This is a genomic window from Rhodobium orientis (genome assembly GCF_003258835.1).
GTDB lineage: Bacteria > Pseudomonadota > Alphaproteobacteria > Rhizobiales > Rhodobiaceae > Rhodobium > Rhodobium orientis.
Map to the genome: position 1 here is coordinate 27,113 of NZ_NPEV01000026.1, position 20,119 is coordinate 47,231.

Here is a 20,119-nt window from a genome sequence, read left to right on the forward strand (position 1 = left end):
GTTCTCGGGGTGTGCCCAAAGGACCTGCGCGCCTGCAACAGGTGGCGGGCGGGACGAGGCAGGAAGCCGAGGCGGCGCGGATCATGGCAGCCAGCGGCGACGAATGCCGGTCCGGACAACTGAAACTGCGGTTCCTTTAGCAAAAACCTCAGGCAGAACCAAGCACGGCCTCGGCTTGACAGGCGGTGCCAAAGGCCGCAATCAGTGCCGGCCGAAACGGTCGTTTCGCAACTGCCGGCGCGCGTGCCGAATTCCGGCCGGCCGACCGCTCCCTGGGCGCCCTTTCCGGAGCCGCCGCGCGCCACCCGAAACAGAGGAAAATACATGCACGTGCTCATCACCGGCGGCGCCGGCTTCGTCGGGACCAATCTGACGGCCCATCTCAACCGGCTCGGCGGCCATCAGGTCCGGGTGCTCGACAACGAAACCCTCGGCAAGCGCGAACATCTCGGCGATCTCGATGTGGACTTCATCCATGGCGACATCCGCGACCGCGAGGCCGTATCGGAGGCGCTCGACGGCATCGACGCCGTCGTCCATCTCGCCGCCGACACCAGGGTCATCGATTCCATCGAGGATCCGCGCAAGAATTTCGAGAACAACGTCATCGGCACCTTCAACGTGCTGGAGGCGATGCGCGATCGCGGCATCAACCGTTTCGTCGGCGCGTCGACGGGCGGCGCCATCCTCGGCGAGGTGCCGCCGCCGGTGCATGAGGAGATGGTGCCGCATCCGGCCTCGCCCTATGGCGCCTCCAAGCTCGCCGTGGAGGGCTTCTGCTCGGCGTTCAGCGCCAGCTACGGCCTGCGCTCGGTGTCGCTGCGTTTCTCCAACGTCTACGGGCCGCGGTCCTTCCACAAGGGCTCGGTGGTCGCCCATTTCTTCAAGCAGATCATGGCCGGCAAGCCGCTCGTCGTCTATGGCGACGGCAGCCAGGTGCGCGACTACGTCTATGTGGAGAATCTCGCCGACGGCATCGTCGCGGCGCTGACCTGCGACTTCGATGGCGCCATCCAGCTCGGCACCGGCAAGCCGACGACGCTGAACGAGCTGATCGCGGCGATGCGCGAGGTCGTCGCGCCGATGACGTTCGAGGTCGAGTACAGGGATTTCCGCGCCGGCGAAATCCACTCCACCTATTGCGATATCTCCCGGGCCCGCGACGTTCTCGGCTTCAGCCCGCGCATGGACCTGAAGGAAGGCCTTGCCGCCACCTGGGCCTGGTTCCAGTCGCGCTAGAAGCATTCCCCGGCCGCCGCGCTTGCCTTCCGGCGGCATAAGCGGCTATTCCGGGGGCGAAAAACCGCGCGCCAGGCGGCCCCGGCATGCACTCGCCGGGGCGCCGGCAATCATCTCGCGGTTCCGGGTCGGATATGAGTACACCAGCGCCGATGGACACCACTGCCAGGCCGGACGGGCCCTCCCCGGACGCGGCCGATCCCTCGGCATCGCCGGAAACCGCGGACGGCGCCACCATTCCTGCGGCGGCGCAGCCGGCCTTTCGCCTCAAAACCTATCTCGACGACGTGCCCTCCGTGCCGTTCGACGGCGATCCGGCGTTCTGGGAGCCGGTCGCCAGCCACATGCCGCGGCACGCCGACCCCTGGTATCCGTTCTCCTCGCTCGGCGATCTCGTTGCCGGGCGCAACGACCCGGAACGCACCCTGTCCGTCTGTATCGTCACCCCGGACCTCTTCGGCCCGGTGCGAAACGGCGGCATCGGCACGGCCTACTGGCACCTTGCGCGCTTCCTGGTCTCGCACGGCCACAAGGTGACGATCCTCTTCACCCTCGGCCGGGTTTCGGAGGACAAGACCTTCGACCACTGGGTCAAGGTCTACCGCAAGGAGCACGACGTCGAGCTGGTGGCGCTGCCGGAATCCGATCCGCCGGCCGCGGCCGGACGGCTCTCCCAGGTGCTGGAACGCTCGCGGCGGACCTATGAGTGGCTGAAGGAGCAGTCCTTCGACATCGTCCACACCACGGAATTCGGCGGCAAGTGCTACTACGCGCTGCTCGCCAAGCATCTCGGCCTTGCCTTCGACAAGACCCTGTTCATCGTCAAGACATCCTCGCCGATGCTGTGGAACGCCATCGGCAACGGCGATCGGCTGACCGATCCGCAGCAGCTCATCCGCGCGAGCTGCGAGCGGCGCAGCGTCGAACTGGCCGATATCGTCGTCAGCCCGAGCCGGCACATGCTGCGCTGGATGATGCGCTACGGCTACAATCTGCCGAAGGAGCGCTGCTTCGTCGAGCCGAACCCGATGCTGACGAAGGTGGCCGCCCATCCGGACGATCCGCCGTCGACGATGGCCGTCACCGAGCTCGTCTTCTTCGGCCGGCTGGAACGGCGCAAGGGCCTGCACATCTTCACGCGCGCTGTCTCCGCACTCGGCGATGCGGCCAAGGGGCTGAAGATCACCTTCCTCGGCAAACCCTCGGCGCGGTTCGAGTCGCGCGCCTTCATCGCCGAGGAAAGCCGGGACTGGCCCTGCGAGATCGACGTCATCACCGACTATTCCAGCGCCGAGGCCCTCGATTACCTGAGGAAGCCCGGCCGCCTCGCCATCATCCCGTCGCTGATCGACAACGCGCCCTTCACCGTCTTTGAGTGCATCTACGAGCGCATCGCCATGATCACCGCGGACCGCGGCGGCGGCCCGGAGATGATCCTGCCGGAGGACCGGCCGCATGTGGTGTTCGAGCCGATCCCGAGCGTGCTCGCCGCGCTCCTGAAGCGGGCGATCGACGAGGGCGCCGTCATTGCCCGGCCGATCCTCGACAATGCCGAAAACCTGGAGATCTGGCGCCGGGCCCATCTCGCCTTCGGCGCGCCGGACGTGGTCGAGCGCTTTACCTCGCATGTGCCGGCGGCAACGATGCCCGAGGCGGAGGAAGGCGCACCGCTCGTCACCGTCTGCATGGCCCATCACAACCGGCCGGCACTGCTGCGCCGGGCGCTGGAATCCCTGCAACGCCAGACCTTTACCGACTTCGAGGTGGTCGTCGTCGACGACGGCAGCGACGATCCGATGGCGATTTCCGAACTCGCCGCCATCGAGGCGGAGATCGCACGGCGCGGCTGGCGCGTCATCCGCCAGGAAAACCGATATCTGGGTGCGGCCCGCAACACCGGCTGGCGTGCGGCGCGGGGCCGCTTCATCCTGTTCATGGACGACGACAACCTCGCCGTCCCGAACGAGATCGAGACCTTTTTGAAGGCCGCTGCCTCGGGCGCTGACGTCCTCACCTGCTTTTCCGACATTTTCGAAGGCGGCGAGGAGATCACCCTCGACACCGTCGAGCCGCTTCGCCGGATCACGCCGCTCGGCGACGACCTCAGCGTCGGCCTCTTCCTCAACGGCTTTGGCGATTCCAACTGCTTTGCCCGGCGCGAGGTTCTGGAAGAACTCGGCGGCTTCACCGAGGACTACGGCGTCGGCAAGGACGACCAGGAATTCTTCGCCCGCGCGGTGCTGCGCGGCTTCCGGCTGCGCCTGGTGCCCGAACCGCTGTTCTACTACCGGCTCTCGCCGGTCCGGCTCCGGCACAAGCACTTCGATTCCGACTCGGCCGACCTCCGCGTCATGAACGCCTATATGGATTCCATGCCGCTGACCCTCCACATGGCGCTGCGCTATGCCCAGGGGCTGAAGCTGGAAAACGAGAAGCTGCACGCCCGCGCCCACCGCTGGCGCCACCGCTACGAGCAGACCATCGACGGCCGGTTCCTGAAGATCGCAAAGCCGATCTGGCGGGCGGCGCGGAAGGTGTTGGGGCGGGGATAGAGCGGCAAGCGGTCGTCCGGAGTACGGGGCGCTGGATTGCCGCGTCGGCCTGGCGGCCTCCTCGCAATGACGTTGAGTTGAAATTCCATAAACATTTCAACGTCATTGCGAGCGCAGCGAAGCAATCCAGAACAACTTTGCCCAAAGCCGCCGACATGGCGACCGGCGCCGCCTATTCCGGCTCCTCCGGCCAGGTCTCGACGTGGTCGGGGATGACGACGCCCGGCAGCTTGCGCGACGTCCAGATGTGCTTGGCGCCCGAAAGGTCCGGCGGCACATCGAGCGAGCCGCCCTTGACGCTCACCGTCTCGCCCGGCGCCAAGGTGCCGTGGAAGAGCCTTGTGCCGCAGTGCGGGCAGAAATGGCAGTCGAGGGTGCCGCCGACCGTCGCCTCGCGGGTCCAGACGGAGGGCGTGCCGGAGACGAGCCTGATGTCGCCGCCGTCGACGATCACCGAGATGCCGAAGGCCGAGGCCGATTGCGCCCGGCATTCGCGGCAGTGGCAGACATAGAGGTCGGTCGGCGGTGCGGTCAGCTCGTAGCGCACATGGCCGCACTGGCAGCCGCCCGTTGCCTTGCTGTCGTCAGCGTCCGCCATGGTCAGTTCGCTCCCGTCGCTGCGGTCGGTCAGAGCGCCGGCACTGCGGAGAACACGCCCGTTTCCTTGTCGAGCACCCTCAGTTCGCCGTTCGAGATGTCGAACCAGGCGCCGTGCAGGTGCAGCTTGCCGCCCTCTTCCAGGCTCTTGATGTAGGGGAAGGTGCGCAAATTCTCGATCGACTGGCGCACGCCCGCATATTCCATCGCCGTCTGCGGATCGAGGCTGGCCTCGTCGCGCGCCTCCAGCTTCTCCGACGCCGGCTCCAGGAGCGCGATCCAGCGGCCGATGAAGTCGCCCGGCGACAGCGGTTCGGGATGGGTGTCGCGGAAGGCCGCAATGCCGCCGCAGCGGCCGTGGCCGAGCACGACGATGTGCTGCACCTTCAGCGCCTGGACGGCGAATTCCAGCGCTGCGGAGGTGCCGTGATATTCGCCCGTCGGCTCATAGGGCGGCACCAGGTTGGCGACGTTGCGCACGACGAAGAGCTCGCCCGGCCGGGCATCGAAGATCGTCTCGGGCGCGGCCCGGGAATCGCAGCAGCCGATCACCATGACGCTCGGCTTCTGGCCCATTTCGGCAAGGCGGGCGTAGCGGAACCGTTCGGCCGCCAGGCGGCCGGAGGAAAAGGCTCGATAGCCGTCGAGGAGTTCGCTCGGGAAATTTGGCATGGGGCGTGACGCATCGGTTGAGAACGCTGGCGATTGACATAGCATGGCGGCTGTTTTGGTCAATGCATGCGGAAGCCATTCGCGCACGGACCGTTTGGCGGAAACCCCCGCCATCCCCATATCGGGCGGCACGGCCTTGCCGACGACGCGACTGACAGGAGATAGACGCAAGATGAAAACGCGCCTTGTCCCGGCCCTTGCCGGGCTGTTCTGCCTTGCCGCCGGTTTCGCGGCGCCGGCCCGTGCCGAGGCGCCGGCGATGCCGATGCCCTGCGGCGGCAGCGATCTCATCGCCGCCATGAAGACGGACGACCCGGCCGCCTATCGCGCGCTGCTTCGCGAAGCGGCGACAATGAAAAACGGCAAGGGCGTCTTCTGGCGCATCGAGGCGAAGGACGCGGGAGCCCCGCCTTCCTATCTTCTCGGCACGATCCATTTCGCCGACCCGCGGGTGCACGACTTCTCGCCGGAACTCCTCGATGCCCTCAGCACTGCAAGGGCCGTCGCGGTGGAATCCGTCGAGGCGCTGGAGGGTCCGATGGGCGACGCTGGGCCGGAGGCGGCCAAAATGGTCGAGCTTCCGGAGGGTCAGACGCTCAAGGACGTGCTGCCGCCGGATCTCATTGAGGAGTTGCGCCTGGCGCTCGGCAGCCGGCTGATGGCGTTCGAGGCGGTGGAGCGCATGAAGCCCTGGATGCTGATGCAGCTCCTCTCCTATCCGCCTTGCGAGATCGCCGCCCTCATCATGAAGCGGCCGATCGTCGACCAGGACATCGCCGAACGCGCCAAGGCGGCGGGCACACCGCTGATCGGCCTCGAGAGCCTCAAGGAGCAGTTCGCCTCCCTCGATTCGGTGCCCATGGACGCGCAGGTCGAGATGCTGCGCGGCAGCGCGGAAATGACCGACAACATCGCCGACATCCACGCCACCTTCATCGAGCTCTACCGCAGGGGCGACGTCGGCATGGTCGAGGCGATCGGCCGCACCGTCATGGGCGACGACATCGACATGGACGCCTATCGCACGTTCATGGAAAAGCTCGTCGACGAGCGCAACAAGCGGATGCGCGACCGCGCCCTGCCGGAGCTTGAAAAGGGCGGGCTCTTCATCGCCGTCGGCGCCCTGCACCTGCCCGGCGACGGCGGCCTCATCGCCCTCTTCCGGCAGGTCGGCTACACCGTGACGCGCATCGAATAGCGCCGTCCCGCGCTATCCTCCTTTCGTCCGCCCCTTTCGAAGGGGATGACCGGTCCGGCAAAAGCCGCTATCTCCGGTCGAAACCTTCAGGGCAAGGACGGGGAGAGAAACGATGACCAAGACCAACCCGGGCAACTATTTCGAGGATTTCGAGATCGGCCAGGTGATCCGGCACGCGACGCCGCGCACCATCGCCGCCGGCGACCAGGCGCTTTACACCGCGCTCTACGGCACGCGCTTTGCCGTCCAGTCGTCGGACGCCTTTGCCCGCGACCTCAACTACGCCCACGCGCCGATCGACGATCTCCTCGTCTTCCACGTCGTCTTTGGCAAGACCGTGCCGGACATTTCGCTGAACGCGGTCGCCAACCTCGGCTATGCCGGTTGCCGGTTCCTGGCCCCGGTCTATCCCCGCGACACGCTCTCGGCCGTCTCGGAGGTCATCGGGCTGAAGGAAAACTCCAACGGCAAGACCGGCGTCGTCTATGTGCGCTCCACCGGCTACAAGTCCGACGGCACCGAGGTGCTCGACTATGTCCGCTGGGTCATGGTCCGCAAGCGCGATGCCGGCACCCCGGCGCCCGAACCGGTGATCCCGGAGCTGCCGAAGGCGCTCGCGGCCGACGCTCTCGGCGATGCGGTGCCGCTCCTCGATATCGAGGCCTGGGACGACGACCTTTCCGGCAGCCCGCACCGCTTTGCGGCCTATGAGGTCGGCGAGAAGATCGACCATGTGGACGGCATGACCGTGGAGGAGGCCGAGCACCAGCTCGCCACCCGCCTCTACCAGAACACCGCCAAGGTGCATTTCAACCAGTACAGCGAAGGCAAGGGCCGCTTCGGCAAGCGCCTCGTCTATGGCGGCCACGTCATCTCGCTCGCCCGCTCGCTCTCCTTCAACGGCCTCGGCAACGTCTTCCACATCGCCGCCATCAACGCCGGACGCCACGTCGCCCCGCTGTTCGCCGGCGACACGGTGTTCGCCTGGTCGGAAGTGCTGGACGTTGCAACCCTGCCCGGCCGCGAGGACGTCGGCGCGCTGCGCCTCAGGACCGTCGCCACCAAGGACCGTCCCTGCACCGACTTCCCGCTGAAGGACTCTGAGGGCAACTACGTCGAGGGCGTCATCCTCGACCTCGACTACTGGGCGCTGATCCCGCGGTAGGAGTGGGGGCGGCACACCCACGGCACTTTGACCGGTTATACCCGGTTGACCAAACCGGGTACAACGCGCATGTTATACCCGGTTTTCCAATCCGGGTATAACGACCGCTGCGACAATGCAGAAAATCAGCCTTGCCCTGCAAACGACCTTTGCCGAACTGATCGAACGGTGCCTCGATGCCGGCTTTGACCGGGATTTCGACGAGCAGGGCCAGTTCGTCCGGGTCACGTCCAAGGGCCGGGAATACTGGTACTTCCAGAAATACCAGAACGGCGGGCGCGAGCGGCGCTATGTCGGCCCTGTGGCTGAACCGCAGATCACAGCCCGCATCGAACGCTTCAAGGATCTCAAGGCCGATTTTTCCGAACGCCGGGAAATGGTTCGCGCGCTTGGTCAGGTCCTCCCGCGACCGGATCCGCTGCCCGCCGATATCCTGGACGCGCTCTGGAAAGCCGGCTTTTTCCGCCTCCGGGGCGTGTTGGTCGGAACCCTTGCCTACCAGACCTATTCCGGCCTTCTCGGTGTTAAGCTGCCAGCCGCGTCCGTAGCCACCCAGGACGCCGATTTCGCCCAGTTCAAGGCGATCTCCGAGGCGGTCGACGACACCCCCATCCTGGATGTCCTGAAGACCGTCGACGACAGTTTCAAGCCGGTCCCGGGCCTCGATCCTCATGCCGCAACGGCCTTTGCCAACAAGAACAAATACCGGGTCGAATTCCTGACGCCAAACCGGGGCAGCGACGATCACCAGGGAAGGGCCGCCGAAATGCCCGCCCTCGGCGGCGCCGGCGCAACGCCTTTGCGGTTCCTCGATTTCCTGATCAGGGAACCGGTGTGGTCGGTGGCGCTGCACCGCGGTGGAATACCTGTCCGCGTCCCCGATCCTGCACGCTACGCGATCCACAAATTGATCGTTTCGGCGCGCCGCGACCGGAGCGCATTCGCCAAGGCCGACAAAGACCTGATCCAGGCTGGCATGCTGATCGAAGCACTCAGCGAGCGGCGGACCTTCGAACTCGGCGAAGCACTCCATGTCGCAGAAACCTCGGGACCGAAATGGCGCGCGGCGATCACGCAAGGCGCCGCCGGCCTGAAGCACGAAGCTCGCGACCTGTTGACTGCGGCGCGCGATGCCTTCGCCGGGCAGCGATAGTCAATCCGCCCCTCGAAAGGCGCCACGCCGCAACCCGGCCCGCATCTGCGGACCGGGCGCTTTGTTCCGCCGCCCTATCGGTCGCCGTACTGGATCCGCCAGCCGTCAAGGCTGTCGGAATTACCGTCGTTGACGTGATGGAGAAGCCGCACGGATTCCGGCGAGACCGACGCATAGGCGTCCTGGCCGACCTCGAAGTGCCAGCCATAACCGCCGAAGATGCGCCAGTGGCTGGCGTCGTCGCGCGTGCCGTAGGGTCCGCACTCCCAGCCGTAAGGTCCCTCGGCGGACAGACGTGCCACCTCCGCCGGCGGCAGGTCGAGATTGTAGCGCTCGCCGTCGTCGTCCATCTGCAGGGTGCAGTCGCGGCGCCGCCGCTTGTCCTCGATCGCCTGGCGGGCGAAGCGCTGGACCGATTTCTCCGGATCGGCGGCATCGACCGTAATGCCGGTGATCTTCACGTCGCCGGCGCTGGAATTCATCCGGAAACCGCGGTTGTCCGCAGAAAAATCGAGCTTTGCCGTGCGCCCCTTGCACTCGGTCGCAAGGTACATCACCGCTTCGTCGCGACCGGCAAACGGCGTTTCGTTGACCACCCAGCGGCAGCCCGGCTCCAGCCTGTAGTCCTCGGGATCGTCCATGGAAAGGAACGCCTCGCGGGCCTCCGCCGGGCAGAGCCCGGTCACCGGCAGGGGCTTTTCGCCGCGCGGGCAGGCGCCGGCGGTGCGGCGCTTTGCCGGTGCTGCGGGCCGCTGTGCGACCGGTGCGGCCCTGCCCTTGCGGGCGAAGCATTCTTCCACGGCGGAGAGCGCCGCCGCCGAGCCGCCGAGCGACCAGGCCATTTCGCCGGCATTCAGCGTTGCCGACAGCCTGCGGCCGGCGCGGATGCCGTCGATCACATGCGGGCGAACGCGCGCTGAAGCGCGCTTGCCGTTGCCGGACCGGAACCGGAACGCATCCGACATGTCGTCGACGGTCAGGTTGCCGTCGAACTTGCCGATCCGGCCGTCGCCGGGAACCGAAACGATCCAGGCCCGGCCGGTATAGGTGAGACCCAGGCGGCCCCCCCGGCCCCGCAACGCGGCCCGGCAACTGCGAAAGCCGCCGTCCCGGCTGACCGCGACGATCGTCCAGCCCTCGACCTTTGCATAGCGGTCGGTCGCGGCAACGGCCACGCCGGCAAAAACGCCGGAAAGGCCGACCGAAATCGCCGCCGCCGCAAGGACGGCCATTGAGCGTGAAATCCTGTATCCCATAGCAACTCCCCCTTGTTGAGACCTCTCAAGCTCCGGTTTGCCGTCGGCTGAACGGCAATGTGCGGTAGCTTTTGCCCACACCATCTTGAAAGCCAGATGAACGCGATCTGAACGGAGAGGAAAATGCCTGCACGGGGGCCCCGAAACGCAAAAACGGCCCCGAAAGGGACCGTCTTGAATGCTGAGGATTTTCCGATTGAAGGGGAAAATCTGGAGCGGGCGATGGGATTCGAACCCACGACCCCAACCTTGGCAAGGTTGTGCTCTACCCCTGAGCTACACCCGCTCGATCGCCGGCCGTTCCGCCGACGGGGCGCATGTATCGCCCAAATCGGTGAGCCGTGCAAGTCCTTTTTCTGGCCGCCCGGACCCCGCCGGAAGGCGCAAAAAACGGGCGGCGATCCCCTCGCCGCCCGCGCGTTGCTCCCGGCCGCGTTTCCCCAAGCCTATCGATCGATCGCATCCGAACCCAAACGGTTCGCAAGGCCGAACAGTCGCCGGCCGGTCAGGCCGCCCCCGCGGAGGTCATCGGCACAGCCGATTGACCGCGAGTGACAAGACCAACCCGTCCTCAGTGGAACTTGTAGCTGAGGGCGGTCCGGATCAGATGGCCGCTATAGGTGTTGTCGATCTGCGGCAGGCCGCGGGCGACGTTGTAGCGTTCCTCGCTGAGGTCGACATACAGATACTCGCCGCGCAGCATGACGTTGTCGGTGATGGCGAATTCGGCGCCGGCACCGGCCGTCCAGCCGAAATGGATGTTGCTCTCGTGGCCCGGCGCCCGGCCGACACTGTCGGGACCGCGCTCCATGCGCATCTCCGCAACCGCCAGGCCGCCGGTGGCATAGACCAGGAAATCGTTGGACACCGGCGCGCCGATGCGGCCGCGCAGGGTCGACAGCCACAGCATGTCGCTGGAATTCTTGGCGCCGAAGACGTCGATGGTGTCGTGGTGCAGGCTGCTGAGGCCCATGTCCGCTTCCACGCCGAGCATGAAGCCGTCCATGTAGTGATCGTAGCCGGCCTGCACGCCGACCAGCGCGCCATAGCCCGAATAGGGCGGATCCGGCAGCGTCACCACGGTGACGTCGTAGGTGCCGCGCATCAGGCCGGCGTTGACGCCGACATAAAAGCCCGAGCGCAGGGCCGAGACCGGCGGCGCCGGCTCGAACACCGGCTCCGGCGGCGGCGGCGTGTAAAGATCGGCGGCGGCGGCCGGGGCGATGCCCGCGCCGGCAACGGCCAGGGCAAGAAAGACACTGCGATACGACATGGTGGACCTCAGTTGCGTGAAGTGCTTCACACAAGAAGGCGCAGATTAACCTTAAGGCGAAGTAAATGATCTTCACGCGCGCGAGGTTTTAGCCTGCCCGCCGGCATATGCGGCCGACGGCGCCGGCAATCGGCAACGGCCCGGCTTTCCTTCGCTGCCAAACCGGGTTAGGCGTTGCGGCAGAACAGTCCCGATCGGCCGGCCGTCGCCCGCCGTCAGCAAACCCGCCGGAGCCGCCATGCCGGAACAGACACGAGCCACCCCGGACGATCTCTTTCAGTTCCTGTCAGGCGAGGGAATCGCGGTTACGACGGTGGAGCACCCGCCGCTCTTCACGGTGGAGGAATCCCGCCGCCTGCGCGGCGAGATCGCCGGCGGCCACACCAAGAACCTTTTCCTGAAGGACAAGAAGGGCAACATCTTCCTCGTCGTCGCCCTGGAAGACGCGACCATCGACCTGAAACAGATCCACGGCATCATCGGCGCCAGCGGCCGGGTCAGCTTCGGTAAGGCGGAACTCCTCGTGGAGGTCCTCGGCGTCGAGCCGGGCGCGGTCACCCCCTTCGGCCTCTTCAACGACCGCGCGGCGCAGCGCGTCCAGCCGGTGTTCGATGCGCGGATGATGCAGCACGAGATCCTCAACTTCCATCCGCTGGTCAACACGGCGACCACCACCATCGCGCGGGATGATCTGTTGAAATTCGCCCGCGCCTGCGGTCATGATCCCCGCATCCTGGCAGTGTCGGAAGAATCCGTCGCCGCGGGTTTGTAATCGGCGGGCCGAGGCTGCATTTTAGAGCGAACTAATATCCATCCACGTCCGCCGCGACGGACTTCAGCCGCGCGGACCGGACGATCCGCTGGGAGACAACGACATGAGCCATCCGGATTTCATCATCGGCGGCAACGGTGCGTCCGGTGGCGCGGCCGCCGGCAGCATTGCCAAGGACACCACCACCCAGACCTTCATGGCCGACGTCATCGAGGCCTCGGCCGAGGTGCCCGTGCTGGTCGATTTCTGGGCGCCCTGGTGCGGCCCGTGCAAGCAGCTCGCGCCCGCCCTTGAAAAGGTCGTCGCCGAGACGAAGGGGCGCGTGAAGCTGGTCAAGATGAACATCGACAACCACCCCGAAGTCGCCGGCCAGCTCGGCATCCAGTCGATCCCGGCCGTCATCGCCTTCAAGGACGGCAAGCCGCTCGACGGCTTCATGGGCGCCGTGCCGGAAAGCCAGATCCGCCAGTTCATCGACAAGATTGCCGGCCCGGCCGAGGAATCCGGCGTCGAACAGGCGCTGGAGGCCGCCGCGGCTGCCCGCGAGGACAAGGATTGGGGCGGCGCGGCGCAGATCTACGCCGCCGTGCTGCAGGAGGAATCCGACAACGTCGTCGCGCTCGCCGGCCTTTCCCAGTGCTATGCGGCCACCGGCGACCTGGAGCGGGCCCGGCAGACGCTCGCCATGGTGCCCGATTCCAAGGCCGGCGACCCGGCCGTCGCCTCCGCCCGGGCCGCCGTGGAGCTTGCCGAACAGGCGGAAAAGCTCGGCGATCCGAGCGAGCTTGAGGAGCGGCTGTCGAAGGACCCGGGCGACCACCAAGCCCGGTTCGACCTCGCCCTTCTCCTCAATGCCCACAACGCCCGCAGCGCCGCCGTCGACCATCTGGTGGAGATCGTCCGCCGCGACCGGGCCTGGAACGACGAGGCCGCCCGAAAGCAGCTCCTGCAGTTTTTCGAGGCCTGGGGGCCGGCGGATCCTGCCTCGGCCGAAGGTCGGCGCAAGCTTTCCGCCGTGCTCTTCTCGTGACTTTTAAGAACGGCGAGCTAGTTTAGGAGTCCATGATCTAAAACGCCCGCGAATAGACGGCGTGGAGACGGAAAGGACCCTTAATGCTTGCTGGCAATGCCCGATATGACGGTCCCGGCGACCTGCCGACGGAAATCCCCATATTTCCGTTGACCGGTGCGCTGCTCCTGCCGCGCGGACGGATGCCGCTCAACATTTTCGAGCCGCGCTACGTGCAGATGATCGACGACTGCCTGGCGGCCAGCCGCGTCATCGGCATGGTCCAACCCGACCTGACGCTGGACGAAGCGATGGCCGATCCGGTGCCGGCGCTGTGCCAGATCGGCTGCGCCGGCCGGCTCGTCGCCTACCAGGAGACCGGCGACGGGCGCTACCTCGTCACGCTGACCGGCATCGTCCGCTTCGCCATCGACCGGGAGGTCGAGACGGACAAGCCCTACCGGGTCTGCCGCATCAGCACCGAGCCGTTCATGTCGGACTATACGCCGCACCTCGGCGAGGACGCGGTCGACCGCGGTGCCCTTCTCGACACCTTCCGGGCCTATCTCGACGCCAACAATCTCGACACCGACTGGGACAGCCTCGACAAGGCCTCCAACGAGGCGCTGGTCAACGCTTTGGCGATGATGAGCCCCTACGGGCCGGCGGAAAAACAGGCGCTGCTGGAAGCGCCCGATCTGAAGAGCCGGGCCGAGACGCTGATCGCGATCACCGAGATCGACCTGGCCCGAAACGGCGATGACAACGTCTCGCGGCTGCAATAATCTTCGCCGCAAATTCGCGTTTCGATGAGGACATTTTCATGACCGAGGCTTCTCCGTCCGCACCTGGTCACAAGCTCGACCGCAAGCTCTTGGAAATCCTGGTCTGTCCGGTGACCAAGACGACGCTGGAATACGACGCCGAGCACCAGGAACTGATCAGCCGCGCCGCCAAGCTCGCCTACCCGATCCGCGACGGCATCCCGATCATGCTGCCGGAAGAGGCCCGCGAGCTGGAAATATAGGCTGGGTTTTCCGCGCTCACGCCAAGCTCACGTCGGTCGCGGCTCCGCGTGGGCCAGCGAACGTCAGGGAAGGCGCGTCCAAGCGCGAAAAATCGAAGCCGCAAGGCCGAGCGAATGCGCGGCCCCGTCGGAGGCCGGTGAGCGACAGCGAACGCCCGGCCGCGAGACAAAACAACTCTTTTCATCATGTTCGAATATTCGCTTTTCCGAATTGACCGATGCCCTAGCTCTGCCACTATGCCCCGCAACGATTGGGCACGAACAAGGGAGAGGAAGACATGAGCACCGACACCATGAGCTACCACATCAGCCGCACCGTCACGGGAAGCTTCGACGATGTCGTCGCCAAGACCCGCGAGGAGCTTTCCAAGGAGGGGTTCGGGGTTCTGACCGAGATCGACGTCAAGGCGACGCTGAAGAAGAAGCTCGACGCCGATTTCCGGCCGTACCTCATCCTCGGCGCCTGCAACCCGCCGCTCGCCCACCGCGCGCTCACCGCCGAGGACAAGCTCGGCGTGCTCTTGCCCTGCAACGTCGTCGTCCAGGACAAGGGAGAAGAGGGCATCGAGATTTCCGCCATGGACCCGGCCGCGGCCATGAGCATGATCGATTCCGCCGAAGTCGGCGAGGTCGCCCGGATCGTCCGCGACAAGATGGAAAAGGTCGTCAACGCGGTGTGACGGCAATCGCGGCGTGCCGCAACGGCGACGCTTGGAAGTGGAACCGGAAAGAGCCCCGTCATCGCGACGAGCGAAGCGAGTGCGGCGATCCAGAGCCGCTTGCTCGGAGTATTTGGCCCCTGGATTGCCACGCGCGCGTCGCGCGCTCGCAACGACGACCCGATGCTTAGCTAACGCAAGAGACCCGGCGTCTCGCCCCTCACTCCCAATCCGAAGTCCGGCGCGCCAACAGCGCCGGGCTTCGCAAGGGCGAATGCCCGCCGGCGCCGTTGCGCCGAAAAGCCTCAGTGGCATCTGAACGACAATATCAAGCCGCGAAGCGGTTGAGTTCGTAGGCTTCTTCCACGAGATAGGGTCCGCCGCCCTTCGAGGCCCTGGCGGAAAACAGCACGAAGCGCCGGGCGGTGAAGACCGTGGAGTGGAAGACGCCGCGCAGCGACAGCCAGTGGGCAACGTCCGCGGCGGCCGCGCCCTTGCAGCGGGCGATGGTGACGTGCGGCGTGAACTTGCGGCCCTCGGCGGCAAGGCCGATGCGCTGCATGATCCGCTCGTGCTCGGCCTGCAGCTCCAGGATCTCCGGATCGGGCGCCACCCGCACATAGATCGAGTGCGGCTTCTTGGAGCCGAAGGACGACAGTCCCTCCAGCGTCACCGGCATCGGCGAGCGGTGGACCCGGTCGAGCGCATCGGCGATCTCGTCGGCCGTGTGCTCGTCGACGTCGCCGATGAAGCGCAGGGTGATGTGGTAGTTTTCCGGGTCGATCCAGCGCGCACCGCGAAGGCCGCCGCGCATGGTCGACAACAACATGCCGATTTCGGGGGGAACTTCGAGACCGGTGAACAGTCTGGGCATGGCGACCTCCCGGGAATCAGCGCGAGACATGGCTTACCCATTGTTGGACCGCGAAAAGCCATGGCGCAAGTCCCGGAAACCGCTGGCCCGGCAAATGCCCAAAAACCCTTGATTCACAAAGGAAAACGGGCCGGCGAACCGGCCCGCTCCTGGCTGGCCTGGAGGCTCCGCCGGGCGTCAGCGCCAGACCGTCTTACAGGTGCGGCCGACGCGAACCCGGGCGCGCTGCCAACCATAGCCGCGCACGAAGACGCGCCGCTTGGCATAGACCGGGCTGCAGCTCCTGTGGCGGCGCAGCCGGGCCGGACGGCGATAGCGCGACGGCAGCCGGCGATAGCGCGGCGCCTTGCGGTAGTGGCGGGCCGGCCGATAGCCGGGCATGACGGCAACGACGCCCGGCGTGCCGATGCGCACGACCACGTCGGCCTGCGGACCGGCGGCGGCGGTGCCCGAGGTGGCGCCAAGGCCGACCAGCGACAGGGCAACGGCGGCGGCGGCGAGGGTGGTCTTGAAGGTCATGACGATATCTCCTCTGAAAAAACGCTTGGAGCGAATGATCGGCACGGAGGCGATGTCCTCCGCGTCGTCCCCTTTTTCGCAAAGCGCGGCTTAACCGGCCCTGAGAAGCGCATTCATCGAGCGTTCAAGGAGATTGACGGGGCGTTGAGGTGACCTTGCGACGGCCGTCAGACGCCGTATTTCCGGGCGTTCCGCTCAGTCGGCGCGCGCCTCGATGCGCTCCATATCGTCGTCGGAAAGGCCGAAATGGTGGCCGATCTCGTGGATCAGCACATGGGCGATGATCTCGTCGAGGGTGTCGTCGCCGCCGACCCAGTAGTCGAGGATCGGCCGCCGGTAGAGCGAGATGCGGTTCGGCGTCTGGCCGGTCCAGGTGGCGCCGCCGGTCTGGGCGAGCCCGGTGCCCTCGAAGAGTCCGAGGAGGTCGTAGCCGGAGACGAGGTCCATCGTCTCGATGACCTCCTCCTCGGGAAAATCCTTCACCCGGATCTCCACGCCCTCGCAGAGCCTGCGGAATTCCTCCGGCAGCGCGTCGAACGCCTCGCGCGCCAGGGCCTCGAAGTCGTCGAGGCCGGGCGCCGGCCACCTGGCCCAGCGATTGACAGGAAACCGGCCGTCGCGACCCATGGAAAAAGGACTCCGTCAGAAAAGCGCGTTCACTTCGGCATCACATAGGTAGCAACGAGATAAAGAACGAGTCCAATGAAGAAAATCAGCCCGGCGATGCGGCCGATGCGCCGGCCCCAGACCTCGATCCGGTCGCCTGCATCGGCGTCCTTGCCGGAGAAATGGTCGGCCGCCTGGCGGGCGACGCGGGTATAGCTGGAAGAGCCGATGGTCTCGGCCTCCCGCTCCACCCGCTTCAGGGCCGCGTCGGCCTCGCGCCTGCGCGCCTCGTCCGCTTCCCGGCGCCCGTCCGTCACAATGTCCGGCCCCTTCCGACGGCGCCGAAGAAGGTGAACGCCGCCAGGAAGGCGGAGGCGAGCACGTTCAGCCCGGCAAAGGAGAGCCCGAAGATGCGGAAATAGGGCTGGTCGCAGCGGATCACCGGGGTCGTGTTCGGCGCGCTTAGCTGTGCCAGAAGGTCGCTCGCCTGGACTGCGGGCCCGTCGACCGGCCCGGTGCAGGCATCCGGCCCGGCCCAAAAACCCCATTCGACGCCCGCGTGATAGGCGGCAATGACCATACCGACGAGCATGGCAAGGCCGAACAGCACGAGCAGCCCGCGCGACAAGACCGCCGGCCCGCGCTTTGCAGCGATGGCGAGCGCGACGGCGGCAACAGGAATGCCGAGATAATAGGGGATGCGCTGCAGCAGGCAGAGCTCGCAGGGCAGATTGCCGGTGATGATCTGGTAGCCCCAGACGAAGACGATGGATCCCACCGAAGCGATGAGGGCGCCGGCCGCGACAAGGGTTTGCAGGCCGCCGGTTGGTCGGGTCAGGAACAAGGTCAGGATACTCCCGCGCGCGAATGTGGAGGGTCTCTTGCAGCGCTTTGCCAAAAAGCTGACAGACTTTCTGGACAAGAACTCGCGCTAAAACAACGGACTAAAGCATGTCGTGTGCTTCAGATACAACGCACCGTGCCTTAGCACCCGCTTGCGGTCCCTGCCTTAAGAAACCTCAAACGGCGTATTTGGCAAGCACGAAGCCGCCGACCAGCAAGACGATGAAAACGGTGAAAACAAGGCCGAGGCGGCGCTCGATGAAGGCGCGGATCGGCGGGCCGAGCCAGTAGAGGAGGCCGGCGACGACGAAGAACCGGAGGCCGCGCGCGACCACGCTGGCAAGGACGAAGACGGCGAGATTGAGCCCGGTGGCGCCGGACGCGATGGTGATCACCTTGAAGGGAAACGGCGTCACCCCGGCAATGAAGACGATCCACGGCCCCCAGGAATTGTACCGCGCGCTGAAGGCATCGAACTGATCGGCATAGCCGTAGAGATCGAGGATCGGCCGCGCCACCTCCTCAAAGAGCACCGCGCCGATGAGATAGCCGAGCAGCCCGCCGAGGACGGAGGCGATCGTACAGATCGTGGCGAACCACCACGCCTTCCGGCGCTCCGCCAGCACCATCGGGATCAGGAGGACGTCGGGCGGGATCGGAAAGATGGAGCTCTCCACGAAGGAGACGACGGCAAGCCCGCGCGGCGCCTGCGGCCCGGCGGCAAGGGAAAGCGTCCAGTCGTAGAGGCGTCGAAGCATGCGGCTCCCTTACAGAGTTGCACCGGCCCTGTCGAGCCGGAAAGAGGGGATCGTCCAGGGATCGGATTTTTGCAGCAGGACGCTGCCAGCGGTCGTGGTCTTTCAGGAATGCATGGCTTTCGAAACCGGGGACCGGTTTTGGGGGGACGCCGCACGCACAAACGGGACTCTCAAGCCGCGCCGTGGACACCGGATCGGCCGCACGGTGGTTTGCAACGATCCGCCCCACGGCTGTTGTTGACCGACGGCCCATTGTGGCTATGATCCACGCGCACTCGGCCTCAATTCGGCCCAGGCCCCTGTGGCGGAACCGGTAGACGCGGCAGACTCAAAATCTGTTTCCAGAAATGGAGTGGGAGTTCGAGTCTCCCCGGGGGCACCATTATTTATGTCTCACGCGAATGCGCTTCGCGCACCGCTCCGACGGGGCGGCGCATAAGCGCCGGCGGCCGGTCGGCCTTGCGAGCCTGGCGGGCTCGATCGTCCTTATTCCTCCTCAGTCGTCACCCCGGGCGGAGCGAAGCGGAGACCCGGGGCCTATTGTCCCTGTCCACGCGGAATGCCGTTCCCGACGGTCCGAAGGCATTGACAATCATAGAAAACCGTCATTGCGAGCGCAGCGAAGCAATCCAGAAACGGCGCACCCCAAACGACCAGAATACCGCCTGAAGACTGGCATTAGAAACCAGGTCTGCACTTCGCCTCGCCCGGCATGGCGGGTTATGGTCGACCCTACTCACCACCGTCGAGGATGCCGCAGGAGAAAGGCCCTGCTGCCACCCTCAACTCTCCACCACGATCTGCACCCTGTCGCCGGCGAAGCGGGCGCGGGCGAATTGGATCGGGTTTCCCTCCGCATCGATGTTGACGGCCTCCGAGACGAGGACGACGGCGCCCGGCGGCAGCGACAGGTGTTCCGCGTCGTCCGCACCGGCGACGCGCGCCGAGATCCGTGTCTCCAGGCGCGTGTAGTCGGCAATGCCGTGGCGCTCCAGTGCCTTGGTGATCGAGCCGGTTTCCGCATAGGCGGCGACGAGGCCGGGGAACCGTTCGGCCGGAAACCAGCTCGTCGCCCGGGTCAGCGGCACGCCGTCGACGGCGCTCAGCGTCTCCAGCCGGATGACCCGGGATCCGGGCGCAATACCGAGCTTTTCGGCAACGAGGATGTCAGCGCCCTCCTCGCTTGAGGCGACGAGCCGCCCGCCGGGCTGGCGCTTCTGGCGCGAGACGATCTCGGAGAACCGCGTCCGCCGGCCGATCGGATAGTCGATGGGCCGGGACGCGACGAAGGTGCCCCGGCCGCGGTCGGCCCTGAGGATGTTTTCCTCCGCAAGCGCGCCGATCGCCCGGCGCACCGTGTGCCGGTTGACCTTGAACCGGCCGGCGAGCTCGGCCTCGCTCGGCAGCCGCGCATTGTGCGGATAGACACCGGCCGCGATGTCGGCGCGCAGGCGCTCCGCGATCTGCCGCCACAGCGCCACCCCGGCGCCGCGGTCCATCTGGCCAAGCGTCTCGCTCACATTTTTCTCCCCACATCGGCGGCATCGCTGCAGCCGACTGTTTCCCATGCCTGCTCCGGCGCCGCACGGGAAACGGCGCCCGCCAAACGTCGGCTCCGCCAGTGTCATGCGCCTGTCATTGCACCCGCGTTATAAGGAATCGCAGATTATTTGTCTATACAACTAGACAAAAATGATCGGATCGGGTTAGGGAAGAAGGAACGGGCGGACGTCGGGGGACGAGTCGCAGGCTCGAAGAGGCCAAGACAGGCGGCGAATGGGGATCGGCGGCGCGATCCGCCGCGACAAAGGCAATTGCAGCCTGCACCGGGGCGCAAGGCATCAAGGCGGCCTCGGCAGATGCGGCACCGGGCGTCATGCAGGCCCTGCCCAGCGTTCCTCCGGTCGCAGGGTCGGCAGGCAATGCGACCGAGGGACTAAGACGACC

The 20,119-nt window shown here is 66.2% G+C and carries 20 protein-coding genes, 2 tRNA genes and 1 pseudogene; 11 read left to right on the forward strand and 12 right to left on the reverse strand.

Annotated features, from left to right (window positions below; all coding sequences use genetic code 11):
- The first annotated feature begins 324 nt into the window (after positions 1-324).
- Positions 325-1,239 (forward strand): NAD-dependent epimerase/dehydratase family protein, encoded by a 915-nt coding sequence (locus CH339_RS12780; protein ID WP_111434785.1) that lies wholly within the window; start codon positions 325-327, stop codon positions 1,237-1,239.
- Positions 1,240-1,373: 134 nt separating this feature from the next.
- Positions 1,374-3,791, forward strand: coding sequence for a glycosyltransferase (locus CH339_RS12785; RefSeq protein ID WP_170138513.1), 2,418 nt, complete (start codon positions 1,374-1,376; stop codon positions 3,789-3,791).
- Between the two features lie 172 nt (positions 3,792-3,963).
- On the opposite strand, the gene CH339_RS12790 is transcribed toward CH339_RS12785, so the two are convergent.
- Positions 3,964-4,389 carry a GFA family protein gene (locus CH339_RS12790; protein WP_111434750.1) on the reverse strand — a complete coding sequence of 142 codons (426 nt, stop codon included), beginning with the start codon at positions 4,387-4,389 and terminating at the stop codon, positions 3,964-3,966.
- A gap of 29 nt (positions 4,390-4,418) precedes the next feature.
- Positions 4,419-5,060, reverse strand: a complete 642-nt coding sequence (locus CH339_RS12795) for a carbonic anhydrase (RefSeq protein WP_111434751.1) — start codon at positions 5,058-5,060, stop codon at positions 4,419-4,421.
- A gap of 172 nt (positions 5,061-5,232) precedes the next feature.
- Here CH339_RS12795 and CH339_RS12800 point away from each other — a divergent pair, with 172 nt between their 5' ends.
- The 3 genes and pseudogenes from CH339_RS12800 to CH339_RS12810 all read left to right on the forward strand — a co-directional run bounded on the left by CH339_RS12800 (position 5,233) and on the right by CH339_RS12810 (position 8,576).
- Positions 5,233-6,258, forward strand: a complete 1,026-nt coding sequence (locus CH339_RS12800) for a TraB/GumN family protein (protein ID WP_170138514.1) — start codon at positions 5,233-5,235, stop codon at positions 6,256-6,258.
- Positions 6,259-6,352: 94 nt separating this feature from the next.
- Positions 6,353-7,423, forward strand: a pseudogene (locus tag CH339_RS12805) (MaoC family dehydratase); the annotation flags it as partial.
- A gap of 115 nt (positions 7,424-7,538) precedes the next feature.
- Positions 7,539-8,576 (forward strand): nucleotidyltransferase family protein, encoded by a 1,038-nt coding sequence (locus tag CH339_RS12810; protein ID WP_111434754.1) that lies wholly within the window; start codon positions 7,539-7,541, stop codon positions 8,574-8,576.
- 74 nt (positions 8,577-8,650) lie between these two features.
- On the opposite strand, the gene CH339_RS12815 is transcribed toward CH339_RS12810, so the two are convergent.
- The 3 genes from CH339_RS12815 to CH339_RS12825 form a co-directional block, all read right to left on the reverse strand.
- Positions 8,651-9,808: a hypothetical protein gene (locus CH339_RS12815; protein WP_111434755.1), complete on the reverse strand. Its 1,158-nt coding sequence runs from the start codon at positions 9,806-9,808 to the stop codon at positions 8,651-8,653.
- 235 nt (positions 9,809-10,043) lie between these two features.
- Positions 10,044-10,118, reverse strand: a tRNA-Gly gene (locus CH339_RS12820).
- A 285-nt stretch (positions 10,119-10,403) separates the two neighbouring features.
- On the reverse strand, positions 10,404-11,105 hold the full coding sequence (locus CH339_RS12825; RefSeq protein ID WP_111434756.1) for an outer membrane protein: 702 nt from the start codon (positions 11,103-11,105) through the stop codon (positions 10,404-10,406).
- A gap of 238 nt (positions 11,106-11,343) precedes the next feature.
- Here CH339_RS12825 and CH339_RS12830 point away from each other — a divergent pair, with 238 nt between their 5' ends.
- The 5 genes from CH339_RS12830 (at position 11,344) to CH339_RS12850 (ending at position 14,593) form a co-directional block, all read left to right on the forward strand.
- Entirely contained in the window at positions 11,344-11,877 is a 534-nt protein-coding gene (locus tag CH339_RS12830; RefSeq protein WP_111434757.1) for a prolyl-tRNA synthetase associated domain-containing protein, read from the forward strand.
- Positions 11,878-11,980: 103 nt separating this feature from the next.
- On the forward strand, positions 11,981-12,907 hold the full coding sequence (trxA, locus tag CH339_RS12835; RefSeq protein WP_111434758.1) for a thioredoxin: 927 nt from the start codon (positions 11,981-11,983) through the stop codon (positions 12,905-12,907).
- Positions 12,908-12,990: 83 nt separating this feature from the next.
- Complete coding sequence (locus CH339_RS12840) at positions 12,991-13,671, forward strand: LON peptidase substrate-binding domain-containing protein (RefSeq protein ID WP_111434759.1); 681 nt, start codon at positions 12,991-12,993, stop codon at positions 13,669-13,671.
- A gap of 38 nt (positions 13,672-13,709) precedes the next feature.
- Positions 13,710-13,913, forward strand: coding sequence for a Trm112 family protein (locus CH339_RS12845; RefSeq protein ID WP_111434760.1), 204 nt, complete (start codon positions 13,710-13,712; stop codon positions 13,911-13,913).
- A gap of 293 nt (positions 13,914-14,206) precedes the next feature.
- On the forward strand, positions 14,207-14,593 hold the full coding sequence (locus CH339_RS12850; protein WP_111434786.1) for a DUF302 domain-containing protein: 387 nt from the start codon (positions 14,207-14,209) through the stop codon (positions 14,591-14,593).
- 307 nt (positions 14,594-14,900) lie between these two features.
- Here CH339_RS12850 and thpR read toward each other — a convergent pair whose 3' ends face one another.
- The 6 genes from thpR to CH339_RS12880 all read right to left on the reverse strand — a co-directional run bounded on the left by thpR (position 14,901) and on the right by CH339_RS12880 (position 18,172).
- Positions 14,901-15,446 (reverse strand): RNA 2',3'-cyclic phosphodiesterase, encoded by a 546-nt coding sequence (thpR, locus tag CH339_RS12855; RefSeq protein WP_111434761.1) that lies wholly within the window; start codon positions 15,444-15,446, stop codon positions 14,901-14,903.
- Between the two features lie 177 nt (positions 15,447-15,623).
- Positions 15,624-15,965, reverse strand: a complete 342-nt coding sequence (locus CH339_RS12860) for a hypothetical protein (RefSeq protein WP_111434762.1) — start codon at positions 15,963-15,965, stop codon at positions 15,624-15,626.
- 195 nt (positions 15,966-16,160) lie between these two features.
- Complete coding sequence (locus CH339_RS12865) at positions 16,161-16,592, reverse strand: metallopeptidase family protein (protein WP_111434763.1); 432 nt, start codon at positions 16,590-16,592, stop codon at positions 16,161-16,163.
- A gap of 29 nt (positions 16,593-16,621) precedes the next feature.
- Positions 16,622-16,888, reverse strand: coding sequence for a hypothetical protein (locus tag CH339_RS12870; RefSeq protein ID WP_111434764.1), 267 nt, complete (start codon positions 16,886-16,888; stop codon positions 16,622-16,624).
- The gene (locus CH339_RS12875; protein WP_244669193.1) at positions 16,885-17,415 is read right to left on the reverse strand and encodes a disulfide bond formation protein B; all 531 of its coding nucleotides are present in this window, start codon (positions 17,413-17,415) and stop codon (positions 16,885-16,887) included. Before CH339_RS12875 ends, CH339_RS12870 begins: the two co-directional genes overlap by 4 nt.
- A gap of 175 nt (positions 17,416-17,590) precedes the next feature.
- Positions 17,591-18,172 carry a YqaA family protein gene (locus tag CH339_RS12880; RefSeq protein WP_111434765.1) on the reverse strand — a complete coding sequence of 194 codons (582 nt, stop codon included), beginning with the start codon at positions 18,170-18,172 and terminating at the stop codon, positions 17,591-17,593.
- A gap of 295 nt (positions 18,173-18,467) precedes the next feature.
- Here CH339_RS12880 and CH339_RS12885 point away from each other — a divergent pair.
- Positions 18,468-18,554 (forward strand) — tRNA-Leu (locus tag CH339_RS12885).
- Positions 18,555-18,954: 400 nt separating this feature from the next.
- Here CH339_RS12885 and phnF read toward each other — a convergent pair.
- The gene (phnF, locus tag CH339_RS12890; RefSeq protein WP_245408148.1) at positions 18,955-19,692 is read right to left on the reverse strand and encodes a phosphonate metabolism transcriptional regulator PhnF; all 738 of its coding nucleotides are present in this window, start codon (positions 19,690-19,692) and stop codon (positions 18,955-18,957) included.
- Between the last annotated feature and the right edge of the window lie 427 nt (positions 19,693-20,119).

What these genes read in the sequence shown, in the direction of transcription:
- CH339_RS12780 (WP_111434785.1), top strand. Translation starts at nt 325, where the DNA reads ATGCACGTGCTCATCACCGGCGGCGCCGGCTTCGTCGGGACCAATCTG.
- CH339_RS12785 (WP_170138513.1), top strand. Translation starts at nt 1,374, where the DNA reads ATGAGTACACCAGCGCCGATGGACACCACTGCCAGGCCGGACGGGCCC.
- CH339_RS12790 (WP_111434750.1), bottom strand. Translation starts at nt 4,389, where the DNA reads ATGGCGGACGCTGACGACAGCAAGGCAACGGGCGGCTGCCAGTGCGGC.
- CH339_RS12795 (WP_111434751.1), bottom strand. Translation starts at nt 5,060, where the DNA reads ATGCCAAATTTCCCGAGCGAACTCCTCGACGGCTATCGAGCCTTTTCC.
- CH339_RS12800 (WP_170138514.1), top strand. Translation starts at nt 5,233, where the DNA reads ATGAAAACGCGCCTTGTCCCGGCCCTTGCCGGGCTGTTCTGCCTTGCC.
- CH339_RS12810 (WP_111434754.1), top strand. Translation starts at nt 7,539, where the DNA reads ATGCAGAAAATCAGCCTTGCCCTGCAAACGACCTTTGCCGAACTGATC.
- CH339_RS12815 (WP_111434755.1), bottom strand. Translation starts at nt 9,808, where the DNA reads ATGGCCGTCCTTGCGGCGGCGGCGATTTCGGTCGGCCTTTCCGGCGTT.
- CH339_RS12825 (WP_111434756.1), bottom strand. Translation starts at nt 11,105, where the DNA reads ATGTCGTATCGCAGTGTCTTTCTTGCCCTGGCCGTTGCCGGCGCGGGC.
- CH339_RS12830 (WP_111434757.1), top strand. Translation starts at nt 11,344, where the DNA reads ATGCCGGAACAGACACGAGCCACCCCGGACGATCTCTTTCAGTTCCTG.
- trxA (WP_111434758.1), top strand. Translation starts at nt 11,981, where the DNA reads ATGAGCCATCCGGATTTCATCATCGGCGGCAACGGTGCGTCCGGTGGC.
- CH339_RS12840 (WP_111434759.1), top strand. Translation starts at nt 12,991, where the DNA reads ATGCTTGCTGGCAATGCCCGATATGACGGTCCCGGCGACCTGCCGACG.
- CH339_RS12845 (WP_111434760.1), top strand. Translation starts at nt 13,710, where the DNA reads ATGACCGAGGCTTCTCCGTCCGCACCTGGTCACAAGCTCGACCGCAAG.
- CH339_RS12850 (WP_111434786.1), top strand. Translation starts at nt 14,207, where the DNA reads ATGAGCTACCACATCAGCCGCACCGTCACGGGAAGCTTCGACGATGTC.
- thpR (WP_111434761.1), bottom strand. Translation starts at nt 15,446, where the DNA reads ATGCCCAGACTGTTCACCGGTCTCGAAGTTCCCCCCGAAATCGGCATG.
- CH339_RS12860 (WP_111434762.1), bottom strand. Translation starts at nt 15,965, where the DNA reads ATGACCTTCAAGACCACCCTCGCCGCCGCCGCCGTTGCCCTGTCGCTG.
- CH339_RS12865 (WP_111434763.1), bottom strand. Translation starts at nt 16,592, where the DNA reads ATGGGTCGCGACGGCCGGTTTCCTGTCAATCGCTGGGCCAGGTGGCCG.
- CH339_RS12880 (WP_111434765.1), bottom strand. Translation starts at nt 18,172, where the DNA reads ATGCTTCGACGCCTCTACGACTGGACGCTTTCCCTTGCCGCCGGGCCG.